The sequence below is a fragment of the Paenibacillus sp. P4_E11 genome, assembly GCF_056401635.1.
This window is the reverse complement of the sequence record NZ_JBFUIX010000119.1, coordinates 1-12,285: the sequence shown is the minus strand read 5'-3', so window position 1 is coordinate 12,285 and position 12,285 is coordinate 1. Positions and strand designations below refer to the sequence as shown.

Annotated in this window: 13 protein-coding genes and 1 pseudogene; 3 read left to right on the top strand and 11 right to left on the bottom strand. The window is 49.6% G+C overall.

Annotated features, from left to right (window positions below; all coding sequences use genetic code 11):
- The first annotated feature begins 451 nt into the window (after nt 1–451).
- Complete coding sequence (locus AC1DWB_RS28000) at nt 452–1,036, top strand: ATP-dependent Clp protease proteolytic subunit (protein WP_477544389.1); 585 nt, start codon at nt 452–454, stop codon at nt 1,034–1,036.
- A 413-nt stretch (nt 1,037–1,449) separates the two neighbouring features.
- On the opposite strand, the gene AC1DWB_RS27995 is transcribed toward AC1DWB_RS28000, so the two are convergent.
- Together AC1DWB_RS27995 and AC1DWB_RS27990 are read right to left on the bottom strand one after the other, a co-directional pair.
- The gene (locus AC1DWB_RS27995; protein WP_477544388.1) at nt 1,450–2,187 is read right to left on the bottom strand and encodes an RNA polymerase sigma factor; all 738 of its coding nucleotides are present in this window, start codon (nt 2,185–2,187) and stop codon (nt 1,450–1,452) included.
- Between the two features lie 103 nt (nt 2,188–2,290).
- Nucleotides 2,291–3,502, bottom strand: a complete 1,212-nt coding sequence (locus AC1DWB_RS27990; RefSeq protein ID WP_477544387.1) for an MFS transporter — start codon at nt 3,500–3,502, stop codon at nt 2,291–2,293.
- A 170-nt stretch (nt 3,503–3,672) separates the two neighbouring features.
- Between AC1DWB_RS27990 and AC1DWB_RS27985 the strand changes: the two genes are divergently transcribed.
- Nucleotides 3,673–4,524, top strand: a complete 852-nt coding sequence (locus tag AC1DWB_RS27985) for an RNA polymerase sigma factor (protein ID WP_477544386.1) — start codon at nt 3,673–3,675, stop codon at nt 4,522–4,524.
- The gene (locus tag AC1DWB_RS27980; RefSeq protein WP_477544390.1) at nt 4,415–5,188 is read left to right on the top strand and encodes a DUF4871 domain-containing protein; all 774 of its coding nucleotides are present in this window, start codon (nt 4,415–4,417) and stop codon (nt 5,186–5,188) included. Before AC1DWB_RS27985 ends, AC1DWB_RS27980 begins: the two co-directional genes overlap by 110 nt.
- Before the next feature lie 44 nt (nt 5,189–5,232).
- On the opposite strand, the gene AC1DWB_RS27975 is transcribed toward AC1DWB_RS27980, so the two are convergent.
- The 9 genes and pseudogenes from AC1DWB_RS27975 to AC1DWB_RS27935 form a co-directional block, all read right to left on the bottom strand.
- On the bottom strand, nt 5,233–5,850 hold the full coding sequence (locus AC1DWB_RS27975; RefSeq protein ID WP_477544385.1) for a TVP38/TMEM64 family protein: 618 nt from the start codon (nt 5,848–5,850) through the stop codon (nt 5,233–5,235).
- A gap of 132 nt (nt 5,851–5,982) precedes the next feature.
- A complete protein-coding gene (locus AC1DWB_RS27970) occupies nt 5,983–6,276 on the bottom strand; it encodes a GNAT family N-acetyltransferase (RefSeq protein ID WP_477544384.1) in 294 nt (97 codons plus the stop codon).
- Nucleotides 6,261–6,686, bottom strand: coding sequence for a GNAT family N-acetyltransferase (locus AC1DWB_RS27965; protein ID WP_477544383.1), 426 nt, complete (start codon nt 6,684–6,686; stop codon nt 6,261–6,263). The genes AC1DWB_RS27970 and AC1DWB_RS27965 overlap by 16 nt, the downstream gene beginning before the upstream one ends.
- A 2-nt stretch (nt 6,687–6,688) precedes the next feature.
- Entirely contained in the window at nt 6,689–7,687 is a 999-nt protein-coding gene (locus tag AC1DWB_RS27960; protein WP_477544382.1) for a hypothetical protein, read from the bottom strand.
- A gap of 2 nt (nt 7,688–7,689) precedes the next feature.
- A complete protein-coding gene (locus AC1DWB_RS27955) occupies nt 7,690–8,556 on the bottom strand; it encodes an RNA polymerase sigma factor (RefSeq protein WP_477544381.1) in 867 nt (288 codons plus the stop codon).
- Nucleotides 8,557–8,634: 78 nt separating this feature from the next.
- Nucleotides 8,635–9,621, bottom strand: coding sequence for a hypothetical protein (locus AC1DWB_RS27950; protein WP_477544380.1), 987 nt, complete (start codon nt 9,619–9,621; stop codon nt 8,635–8,637).
- Between the two features lie 22 nt (nt 9,622–9,643).
- The gene (locus tag AC1DWB_RS27945) at nt 9,644–10,312 is read right to left on the bottom strand and encodes an RNA polymerase sigma factor (protein WP_477544379.1); all 669 of its coding nucleotides are present in this window, start codon (nt 10,310–10,312) and stop codon (nt 9,644–9,646) included.
- A 104-nt stretch (nt 10,313–10,416) separates the two neighbouring features.
- Nucleotides 10,417–11,463 carry a cysteine peptidase family C39 domain-containing protein gene (locus AC1DWB_RS27940; RefSeq protein WP_477544378.1) on the bottom strand — a complete coding sequence of 349 codons (1,047 nt, stop codon included), beginning with the start codon at nt 11,461–11,463 and terminating at the stop codon, nt 10,417–10,419.
- 290 nt (nt 11,464–11,753) lie between these two features.
- Nucleotides 11,754–12,179 (bottom strand): annotated as a pseudogene (locus AC1DWB_RS27935) (stalk domain-containing protein); the annotation flags it as partial.
- Between the last annotated feature and the right edge of the window lie 106 nt (nt 12,180–12,285).

Below are 12,285 nucleotides of genomic sequence, written 5' to 3'. Positions count from 1 at the left end.
GATAAAGATCAATTGGATTAGCCCCCTCTGTTTAATTCAATAAACCCCATAATATCCCTGCAATATATTCGCTCCTATTGCTCAAATAAATCTAAGAAATTTTAGAAATAAAGAGACATCCGTAGTCAAATATCAATACAAAAAGGGACAGCACCCTCATGGAGTGACTGTCCCGATGCTTTCGGGTTATTCGATTGACTGAATTATGTCATGATATCAATAAGCTGTCAGCCAAGTTGTTGGTTAACCAAACAAGACTAACTAATATTCATGAAACCTATTCCTTACCTATCCGCTTCGCCAATTGTAACGTGATAATTGGCATTTCCAATGAACGTCACTTGCCTTAACAATAAACATCGCAAAATCGTATCTTACGGCTCCCCTCACTCGTTTACGAAGTGAACTACCCAATCTAATTGTCTACCGACAACGAAATGGAGGCCATAAGATGAGCGTATACGTTCCTTATGTAGTTGAACAAACGTCGCGCGGGGAAAGATCTTACGATATTTACTCCCGCTTATTGAAGGATCGGATCGTATTTCTGGGATCTGCGATTGACGATCAAGTTGCCAACAGCATCGTCGCCCAGCTGCTGTTCCTGACCGCAGAAAATTCGGAGAAGGAAATTTATATGTACATCAACAGCCCCGGAGGTTCTACTACAGCCGGGTTCGCGATCTACGATACGATGCAGTTCGTGAAGCCACCTGTGCATACGATCTGTACAGGATTCGCCGCTTCCTTCGCCGCCATCCTTCTTCTCGCCGGAGCACCTGGAAAGCGATTCGCACTACCGAACAGTGAGATTATGATTCATCAGCCACACGGTGGCGCACAAGGGCAAGCCAGCGATATTGCCATCAGCGCTAAGCGGATTATCGACACCCGCGAACGGTTGAATCGGATTACAGCGGAACGTACGGGACAACCGCTGGACAAGGTCGAGATAGACATGGATCGTGACTACTTCTTGTCAGCCGAGGAAGCACGAGCGTATGGCATTATCGACGAAGTCATCACGACTCTGTAATCTGAAGTCTGAAATGATTCACGTGAGATGACAATAACATGGCAAAGAACCGACAGTCCGCTTGTCGGTTCTTCTTGTTCCCCTATAAGAAAGAATCTCGATTTATTGCCCTTACTTAAACGTCGTCCTAAAAAAACCAAATTACAGCTACCAAGCCCTTTTTGAATACTCACCGACTTCTCTTCATCGTTGTCCAGCACTTTGTAATTTACGGTGGAAGGGCGTACTAGTTCGACGGAATAATCACGCCAACTCCTTACCCATATTTTACTACTTGTTTCTACTCCTGTCCCACATTTTTACAACTCGACCTAAACTCATTAAAAAATAAAGAGCGGCTTACACGGCCGCCCTTACTCTTCTCTCTTCCCCTCTCACGAGGAAAAGAGCTGTATACAAATGTATCAAATTCCTCATGCAGCCATACGAAACCCAGGCGAATTAGCTTGCTTGGTGTGTATTGTTTGGACGGACGAAGTTTTGCGGAACATGTGGTTTTGCACCATCCCGATCGCAACCGTAGGCTCCATCACTCCACGTGAAGCAAGCTGCACAAGTGTCGAAATGTCTCCAGCCTCATAAGCAGACGCCAATGCATGAAGAAGCTGCTTCAGGTCTTCGGCTTCAGGCTGCGCTAGTGAGTTAGCCCTGATCGCTGCCCTGACAGCTTCAAGGGCGTGTCGGGCCCGATGGTGAGCAGCCTTGACTGCGCCTTGCGTCATACCAAGCGTCTCGGCTGTTTCAGCAATCGAATAATCGAACAAGTCTCGCAGCAGAAATACGGTTCTCTGCATTGGAGACAAATGTTGGATCAAAGCATGGAATACAGCTTCCAGCTCCATGGTGGTAACGTCTTGCCGGGCAATCTCCGGTTGATCCAAGTTCTGTATACGGGTCAGAGTCGCTTTTCTGCGATTATGGTCGATCCAAGTATTTTTGGCAATGCGCAGCAACAAGGCTTCCGGATTACGATGTCCAGGCCCCCGTAAAGTTCCGATTGCTTTAAGCCACGTATTCTGTGCCAGATCGTCGGCTTCCCAATGGGATCCCGTGATCGCTAGGCAATAGCGGTTCACAACCGCCTGTAGCTGCTCCAGATGCATCACACTCGGCTCCGTCATGAAGTTATTTCTCGAATCGGCTGTGGTCATCGCGCACTCTCCTTTACTAGCAGTCTTCTTCCATAAATAAACGAATGAAGCCTGTAAAAGGATACGCAGCCTTCAGTAATCATTCTACAATATTTCAGCTCGATTATTCCATCTCCATTTCCTTGGTTTCCCGGCCAAAGAACAACACGACTAAAGCTCCAATCACAATCGCAACGAAAAACACGATAAAGATGACGCTAATATCAATCTTATGCGCAACCAATACTCCAACTAGATACGGACCGATCACACCGCCAACACGGCCGAATGAAGCGGCGAAGCCGACACCCGTAGACCGCACGACGGTCGGGTACAGCTCTGGTGTATAAGCATACATCGCTCCCCAAGCGCCAAGGTTGAAGAACGACAGGCACATGCCGGCCGCGATCAGCATCCCTTCCGAATCGGCATTACCGAACCAGATCGCACATAAAGCAGTACATAGTAAGTACGTAACTAATACGAACTTCCGGCCGAATTTCTCTATGAAATAAGCAGCGGTGAAGTAACCCGGCAGTTGGGCAAACGTGATGATCAGAATGTATTGAAAGCTTTTGACAAGGCCAAATCCCTTCATAACCATAACGGTCGGCAGCCACAGGAACATCCCGTAATATGAAAAGACGACGGTGAACCATAAGATCCATAGGGTGATCGTCGATTGCCGATACTTCTCCGACCAGATCGACGCTACACGTTCCTGAATCGACAATTTCCTCCCTTGCTGACTTGTATATCGGGGCGGGTCCTGAATGGCCCGTCTTAAGTAAAGGGCATACACAGACGGGAGCGCTCCGATCGCAAACGCCATGCGCCAACCATAATCCGGTATGACGAAGTAAGCGATGAGTGCAGACACAATCCATCCCACCGCCCAGAAGCTTTCCAGCAGTACTACGGCTCGCCCTCTATCCTGGGTAGGGATAGACTCGGAGACTAGTGTTGTAGCGACAGGAAGCTCCCCGCCCAAACCTACCCCTGCAATGAACCGCAAGAGACAGAGGACGACGAAACTAGTAACCAATGCGGATAGCCCGCTCGCGACGGAGAATAAGAGCAGTGTCCATAGGAGAATGGCCCGTCGGCCATAACGATCTGCGAGTGCACCCGCGACTGCAGCTCCAACGGCCATGCCGATCGAGTTGATCGCGGTGACGAGCCCGATCTGCTGAGCGCCCAGCCCCCATTCTACAGCTAATGCGGCCACGATGAAGGAGATTAGTCCCACATCCATCGCATCGAACAGCCAGCTGATCCCTGCACTAAGCAGCAATTTCCTTTGTTTCGGATCACGAATAAGTTGAGCAGCATGCATGATGATTCCCTCCCACAGTCAACAAGTTAGGAACATCTTCTCCTATTCCGTCAGCCTGTATACTTCAGGACCGCAGCCGTCGAAGGAGCAACAAACAGACTGCCCCACAATCATTTTTAGAATTAGGGAACTTTTTCAACGTTCGATGGTCTTATTAGTAGAGGTGATTGATGTTGGAATCCGAACCACACTACTTGACATACTTGGCGCCGGGCTTTGACAGAGATGAAGTGTTGCGCGATCTGATGGCTACTTACGGGGATGACGTATGGAACTTCGCCTTCTTCCTGACCCGCCGTCCTGATGCGGCAGACGATATATGCCAGGATGTATTTCTAATCGCCTACACTCGACTGTACTCCTTCCGTAAAGATTGCACAGTGAAGAGCTGGTTGCTGACGATTACACGGAACAAGTCGTTGAACTATACGAAGAGTGCCTTTATTCGAAAAGTAACGCTGCTGGAAACGATATTCCCACGTGAGCAAGCCCCATCCGCTGAACAAGTGGTATTCGATCGATTGGAAAGCCGTTCCATCTGGACGAAGGTGATGCAGCTGCCACGCAAATTCCGCGAAATCGTTATCCTGGACTACCACTACGGATTGTCGATTAAGGAAATGGCACAGCTCCTGCAAATATCTGAAGGAACCGTCAAGTCCCGTTCTTACCGGGCGAAGAACAAATTGTCAGCTCTGCTGGAAAAGGCACAGAATGGAGAGTGRTCGCATGCCAACCCAAAGACCGCAATGGGCCGATTCTTTGAAACCGTCCCCATTCATCAAATCCCGGTTCACAAAGGAACACCAGCGCAAGGTCATGAATCAGGTGACCGCAGGAACATCAAAAAAAGGTTTCGTCTTGGTGACAGCATCTGCCTTGCTCGGCATCGTGCTGCTAATGGGCATTGTTATGCTGCCGAAGGCGTGGCTCGAATCCCCTTCAGGCGGGGCTCCTGCTCCCACTGCTTCTCTTGCCACAGAACCTCCACCGGATACGAAAGTACAACGCGAATATGTTGAGAATGGCAAGCTAGTGCTCTCCATCTCCCCCGATCCGGAACTGACAGCCGGCAAACCGTTCGGGTACTTGTTTCATTTCACCGCACCGTTCGAACAATTTCGTAGGAAGCAGCTTTCCATCGATGCGGTGCATATTCAAACAGGACAACGAGTTACAGCTGTAGCTCCCGTCGAAATAACCGATCCATCCCCCGGATACCAGGGACTGGAACGGTACACGCCGCGATTTGCTCTCCCTATCAGCGGTCATTGGCGGTTCACGGTTCGAGTCGACGATCAGGATTACGCGAGCGTGGAAGCCCTGGTCAGTGAGCCTTCCTGGGAGGTGAGCCCGATGTTTCATTCCGGATCGTACGAGATGCATGGCATTGAGAAGAAGGTTGGTTTCATCGATGCGGGGTTTATCGCAGGTAAACCCAACAAGTACATGTGGCATTTCTGGGGCGCAACGAAAGACTTGGATGGCAAGTTCGTTGTGAAAGCCGTCAAACAAGGCGACGACAAACTGATCGACGTGTTCTCAAGCCCTTCATTGGGCTCGTCGATTAACGGAGCTGATCGAAACGCAGTGTCGATGATGACATTGCCGGAGAAAGGACGATGGAGGCTGCTTCCTTTCGTGAATGATCGGTTGGTGGAGAGCATTGTTGTGGATGTGAAGTAGAAAAACACACCCCGGGATGAAATGTAGAACATCCCGGGGTGTGTCTATTTCAACGTATATAGTTTGTAACCTCCGTAAACAACAGCCAGAAAGCATCCATACAAGACTAAAGCGCTGATCCATTGTCCCGATCCGTCTGCTATGTTCTYCCCCACAAAGGCGAACACCACCATGACAGGAATTTTGCCTATGAATGTCGCTAGTACAAAAGGTTTAAAGGCCATGTTGAACACCCCTGCATAGCTGTTCGTAATAATGGCGGGCATGATCGGGATCATCCTTGCCACGAGAACGGACCAGAACCAATGCCGACGGATCAAGCTATCCCATTGCCGAAGCTTGTCGGATTTATGTAGGATTCTTATACCCCACTGAACCCCGACATAGCGGAAGAACACATACATCAAGCAAGCCGCCAGTGACGAGGCCGTTAGACTGAGGAACCCCCCGCTAATGAATCCATATTTGGCCCCCAATACAGCACTTACGATACCGAACGGAATAAAGGGAACGAGAGCTAACAGTACGGCGCACAGGAAAACGATGATCAGCGGCGTACGGCCTGACTCCTGTATCCATTGGAGCATCGGTTGTTTCCAAACCAACAGGATACCGATAACGGCTGTATAGCTTGCTAGCATGTACAACGTCTTATAACGCAACGCTTCGTCCCCTCCATTTGATTCCAGTCAAGCCATTATAGCACACCAGCCAGCTATTCGATTACATACTAGTACTGCTTACTTGCTAGTAGAAGAAGAAGCGCTGAAATCCCGCTCAGCACTTCTCCTCATCTATTCCTTATGGTACCAGTACATAGGGTGGTCGGCAACTTTGTCGAATCCGAGTTTGTGAGCAAGTTGATTGGATTCCACGTTATCGGCATGACAGCACCAGTTCGGGATCAGGTTCTTTTCCACACATTCCTTAATGAAGCGGACCCCTGTCTGAGTAGCCAAACCCATTCTCTTGTATGATTCAATCGTAATAATATCGATCTCAGCATACCCACCTCCCACATAGGGTGAAGTACACACGCTGATGATCTCGTTCCCTTTGGTGATAAAATGCCCTATCCCACGTTCCATGAAATGTTCGTCTGAATCCCATACATATTGATAATACGGGTAAAAACGGGTTCGATACTCGTTGGAAAGGAGCGGGTTATTTTCTTCGAATTATGTATTGTGGACTTGTCCAGCTCCGCTTCCCATCCATCCGTGAAAAGGGCTAGTGCAAAAAAGCCGATATGGTTGCTGACCTCGTTCATAAATGCAAGAACCGACTCCTTGAACCTGTCGTCCCGTTCCGATCCGAGCAGGCAATAAAACCCGCCACAGCTCGTAATCAATGCCGCTGTCGGTTCAGACGCCTTATTGACGAAGATTCGTCCCCGCTGGTTACGCTCAATGACAGAGTAGGCATACACAGCCTTATGCGTATGCGACAGCAACATGGGTAATACGATAGAGAATTGGTTCGGGCTTAGTTCGTACATCGTTACGCTTCGTCTAATAACCGTAGCATTTGCTCCAGCAGCACGACGCCTTTCTCCTCTTCGGCTCTGCATATACGTAATAGCTCGATTGCTGCTGCGGCCTGTTCGGGATCGTTCGGGTCCCCACCCTTCGGGAAAGGGAACAAGGTTACGAATTCATTCAACTGATCCGCTACCTGATCATAATGAACAGCAGCTTGACCAGCGAGCTGTCCGAGACTCGTGTCCAGATTCGTGGCCGCTTCCTCTAGCAGTTCGGACGAGACACGCTTCAGAAATTCTGCGGCGAACACCCGTTKGTCGAAGTTGTACATCCCGTGCAACGTGTTGCTGAACACCTCGACATGGCCTCCCTGGAACGCTTCGATCCATGCATCGAAGCCAGCCAAGCCGTTACGGTAGTTCGAATCCTCCCGCTTGTAGCCTTGCTCACGCGCATGTCGAACCGCAATTCGGAGAGCACCATGCAGCATCTTGCGCTTATCGACACGACGTACATCGGTTATAGCCACAACGTAGAGCTCATGCACCTGACCGCGCCCGAGCTTCTCATAAGGCAGCTCCCCGTCTTTCGTGATGTCACGGCAGCGCAGGGTGCGGGTATCGTCGTCATAGCCATAGATGACACCGAATTCAGGAACGAACAAATCCCACGATAGAAGCGGAATGCCGCGATCAAGACTCCACTGGATCATCTCCAGCGCGCGTTCCAGCTCCTCCGGGGTCGGTGGAATTTCAGTAGGTCCGCCTTCGATTCGAATGCTGACACCCAGATTCGCGAACTGCTCTTCATGATGGAGCGGCCATTCATATGCTGAATAACTGGCGATGTTCACCCGCTCGCGGTCGATAATAATCCGGAAGGCATTGCCTGTATAGCCCGCCACCTCTACCATGGAGAGGTCCTTCAGATCCGTATATTGCAATATGGAATAAATAGAGCCCATATCCGTTACATTCGTATTCTGATATTGCTTAGTGTAATCCGAGCGGTTAGGCATTGTTAACACTCCTTCGGGTTGTATAGGATTGGAGGTGCGAGGAGTTTGGCTTTCGGCTTACCGGTAGTACGCCGCTGCTTCACGTACATGCTAATGTGCAACCGCAACCGTTCACGCTGAAGCTTGCCACGGGCCCGGGAGATGCTGTTGTAGACGTTAGCTACAGATGTGTCCAGCAAGATAGCGATCTCTTGCGGCGTAACATACTGGAAGAAATGTGCCTCGAATATTTGCTTCTCCCTGGAACTGAGGCAAGCGAATAACTGCCGGATTCCTTCAACCAGTTCTTTGCGCAAGAGAGCGGCAACAGGATCGTGTTGTTGACGCGAAGTTTCATCCAAGTGTTGGCTGAGATGGAAGAGTACTCGGTCAATATCTCGCCACTCCTCTGCGCCTCTACCCGATCCACTCTTGTACGACGTGGACGAGGCTCGCTGCGATTGGCCGCTCTTCCCGGTCTCGAGCCCGGTGAACGGCCTTTCTCTCGCGAAGGGTCCACCACGGCGCAGCTTCATATACGCTTGATTGCGAACGATTCGCGCAAGCCAAGGTGTGAATCGGCTATGCTCCATGAGCTGCCCCACGTGAAGGAAAGCACGGACTAGCGCTTCTTGTACGACATCTTCCGCCAAGTGATGGTCGTGCGTCAGTGACCGTGCCCACGAATACATCTTGGAACGGCTGCGGCGCACCAACTCCCCAAACGCCTGACGGTCGCCGTCTCGGGCCATGTCAGTCAAGCTCTCTTCACTTAGCTGCTCTAGCCCGCTGTCAGCCCATTCTTCATCGTAATCGTTGCGATATTGACCTCGCTCACCCACTCCGTTCCGATACACGCTGCTTGCATCGCTTACCGTTGAATTATGCACCTGCTAAGCTCCTCTCGCTCCCTACAATGTCTAATGCCGCTCAGCAAGCAAATCTATCGTGATGATAATAAAATATTTTCAACCATTCAAGTAGTCTGACAAGATGTGCACCATCTGCTCCATCACAGCAACTCCTTCACGCTCTGCTTCGAGCGCAGTTCGAAGCTGACGGATAGCGAATTCCGCTTCCAGCGGATCGTTCGGTTCTCCTCCGTGCGGGAACGGAAAGCGCTCTCGCATCAGACTAAGCGCTTCCGCCACTTGCGAATAATGTGCAGCCGCCTGATCTGCAAGACCCGCTAGTCCTTCTGCCAGTAGTGTCCCTTGCAGCCATCTCGCTACGAAACCACGGAAGAAAGCAACTGCGAACTGGCGCGCATCCGCAACGACAGCCAAGTTATACGCATTGCCGGGAATATGGACCGTCCTCGTGGAGAAGGCCAGAATCCAGGCTTCATACCCTTCCAGTCCGTGTCGGAAGTCATCATCCGGTTTTTGTCTCACGCCACGGCAGAATTCCAAGTTCCGCTGAAGAGCTTGCAGTAACATCGGCAACGGTTCCACCGGGTGAGATTCCGTTATGGATAACGAATGCAGACAACCGTACCGACGTTGGTTCAATTGATCGTAAGCTATCGTGCCATTCTTTTCCACATCCCACACCGACAATTGTTGCTTCTCATTATCGTAACCGTATATGATGCCGAATTCAGGCACGAACATATCCCAGCCGGTAACCGGCATCCCACGATCGATACTTTCTTGTACAAACGCAATATATGTCTCCAACTGCTCGGGCGTAGCTGGAACGGGCACGTAAATTTGCTTCACCTTGAATCCCATCAGTTCAAGCGGTACCCCCATCAGTTCATACGGTGAGTACACGGTGGGTCCAGCAGGGCTTACCGTTTCCCGATGAATCGTTATGCGGAATGCATGACTGGACAATCCCATCACATCGGTCAATGAATACATATCTTTCTTGTCTGTATACGGCAGTAAGCCGAATACAGTCTGTGCAGCTTGCGTCCAAGTTAATGGTCCACGATCCGATACAAGCTCCATTCTATCATCAGCCTCCAATTAGCTATCCAAAAGGCCGCGTGAGGATTTTCTTCTTCGACAATCCTGCTTCGGTTCGTCTCTTGGCGTAGTCTTGAAAATATACACGTATTCGTTCGCTTTGCACTTTCCGCCGCGATCTTGACAAGAAATTGTAGACGTTAGCCGTCGATGTGTTGAATAACGAAGCAATCTCATCCGGTTGTAACTGACGAAAGAAATAAGCCTCGAAGATGTCGCGCTCACGCGCACTCAAGCACCGCAACAACACACGGATTCCATCCACGGTTTCTTTGCGCATCAGCTGTACTGAAGGATCCTGCTCTCGACTGAACTGAGATACCGCGCAACTCAAGTGGAACAGGATGCTGTCGATGTCCTTCCAATCAACGGACTCCCAGGCCGCGGAAGTCGTGGAGCCCGTGACTTGTGTAAATGWCCGCTCCCGACCATGTCGTTCCAAGCTCCGAATTCTCGCATTCGTCTGATTACGCACAATTTGCTTCAGCCAGGGAATGAATCGATCCGAATCCCGAAGTGTTGCCATATGTAGAAATGCTCGTATGAGTGCATCCTGGACTATATCCTCAGCCATGAACACATCATGCTCGATCGAGGTCGCCCAGCCTAACGCCTTACCCCGATGCCTTCTCACCAGTTCACCGAACGCTTCGCGATCTCCGCTACGGGCCATCTCTACAAGCTCCGGTTCCCTTATCCTTTCGAGTGAATCCTGTGATTCTTCTTGCAAATGGGCATCCGTCCTCAAGTTTAATGATCCTCTCATCGGTACAAATATCAGCCATTCAACAAACCATGCATCTGCTGGAACAATTCGAGTCCGCCGCTCTCTGCACGCTTAATCTGCTGTAAATCCCGTACCGTCTCTTCAATAACTGCTGAGTTGGCAAGATCCGACCGGCCGACTTGATCGAAGGGAAACCGATGTCGGAGCTTGATCCACCCGTTATACGATTCGGTATACCGAACGGCCGCTTCAGCCATAAGCTGCTGCAATCGGATGTCGTGTACGCGCCAAAAATCCGGCTGGCTGGAATCGATCAGAAACCGCAAAGCAAACTTCCTGACATTGGCGAACAGCATAATATTGTATGCGTTGCCCATGGCGTGAACATTCCCGTTCCGGAACGCCTCGCTCCACGTATCGAAGGCGTTCAACCCGTTCACGAACCCTCCCACTATCGGCTCCTGATCAGTCAGATGTTCGATCAGGAAGAAGATCGTATGATTCAACGTCAGCCGATAGCTGTCGTCTTGCCCCCCACTCTGCCTGTCAACGCTAACATAAGGGACTTCGTCCCGATCCTTCAACGCGATCAAGGTCAACTCTGGCGGAATCGGCGTTCCATGCAAGGGCCGCTTCCCAAGTTGATCATAAGGGAGCTCCTTGCCGCTGCGGGCGGATATATCGCATATGTGCAGCACTTTCTGTTCATCATCATAACCGTATATAAGCCCATATTCGTAGTTGTCCAAGTTATGGCCAATGACCGGAATCCCACTGTCAACGGAATCCCTGATGACCATCATCGCCTGGTGTTGCAGCTCGGGTGTTAGTTCCGCAAGCTGACGCTCTTGTAGGATCGTGGAGTCGAARCCCAGATTGCGGAGCGCCCTCCCTGTGATCCAATCCAGATCGTAAGCACCTGTAAAGTATACGTCCTTGTTGACGCTCGTGCGGAAGGCGTGTGTCGTATGAACGAGCACGTCTGTGAGCGAATACGACCGCTTACTCGTAAACGAAATTGCGCCGTAAATGGATAGCGGGAGCGAGGAATAACACTCTCCCCAGCTCAGCTTGGGACATTCCAGAACTTGTTTCATCGTCATCGTCTCCTTGTATGTGGATTTCGAACTGTATAGATGAAAAAAGTTCAGCAAATCTATCATGATTCACAAAAAAAAGATTTTGAACACATATTCGGGGCGAACAGCAGTTTTTCCTTTCTCCGAGTCATTTTTCATCCTTCTTCAGTTGTCGGATGACAAGAACATATATCCATTGCTGATCCGTCACTCGCCCACAAACAAATTGAAGCTACCGATTATGCCGGCAGCCTCGTCCTGGTTTCTATTCAACTATGTTCCCGTTAGTGGGTCTTAGCGTATTGTGATTATCTTCTAGGTCCTCCACCGATAATGTGATGATTCACAGCACCAATGTGTAGTTTTACAGTTGAATATGCCCTAAAGTCTCCTGTACCTATCGCTTCAAAAGTTTGAGTCTTATTACCAAAATCATTCCCGGTTATGACAACTTCACCAATCTTTTCAGCTTTATCATTATAGAAGGATAAATTGGCTCCAATCATATTCTTTTCATTACCCGTATTCTCCATTTTCAATTGATAAGTAACTTTTGTATTTTCCCCATCTTTAGTTAGTATTAAATTTCCAACAGATATACTATTATACTCTGGATCTGCTATGTCTAGGTTTCCATTTTTAACATAAATCTTTTCTGTTTCAGGATCATAATCGATTGCTGCCCCCATATTTTCGGCTACAAAGCGAATCGGTACATAAGCATGACCATTATAATTAAGTACCTTGTATTCATCGCCTACTTCGGTGTTTGTCCCATTGAACTCAAATTTTGCAGGACAGAATCAAGTTTGGATCGCTGCGCTAGCGTACGCCACTGAT

Excerpts from the sequence above, each read along its gene's own strand:
- AC1DWB_RS28000 (WP_477544389.1), top strand. The coding sequence starts at position 452 with ATGAGCGTATACGTTCCTTATGTAGTTGAACAAACGTCGCGCGGGGAA.
- AC1DWB_RS27970 (WP_477544384.1), bottom strand. The coding sequence starts at position 6,276 with ATGGAACGTGGGATAGGGCATTTTATCACCAAAGGGAACGAGATCATC.
- AC1DWB_RS27950 (WP_477544380.1), bottom strand. The coding sequence starts at position 9,621 with ATGGAGCTTGTATCGGATCGTGGACCATTAACTTGGACGCAAGCTGCA.
- AC1DWB_RS27965 (WP_477544383.1), bottom strand. The coding sequence starts at position 6,686 with ATGTACGAACTAAGCCCGAACCAATTCTCTATCGTATTACCCATGTTG.
- AC1DWB_RS27990 (WP_477544387.1), bottom strand. The coding sequence starts at position 3,502 with ATGCATGCTGCTCAACTTATTCGTGATCCGAAACAAAGGAAATTGCTG.
- AC1DWB_RS27980 (WP_477544390.1), top strand. The coding sequence starts at position 4,415 with ATGCTGCCGAAGGCGTGGCTCGAATCCCCTTCAGGCGGGGCTCCTGCT.
- AC1DWB_RS27995 (WP_477544388.1), bottom strand. The coding sequence starts at position 2,187 with ATGACCACAGCCGATTCGAGAAATAACTTCATGACGGAGCCGAGTGTG.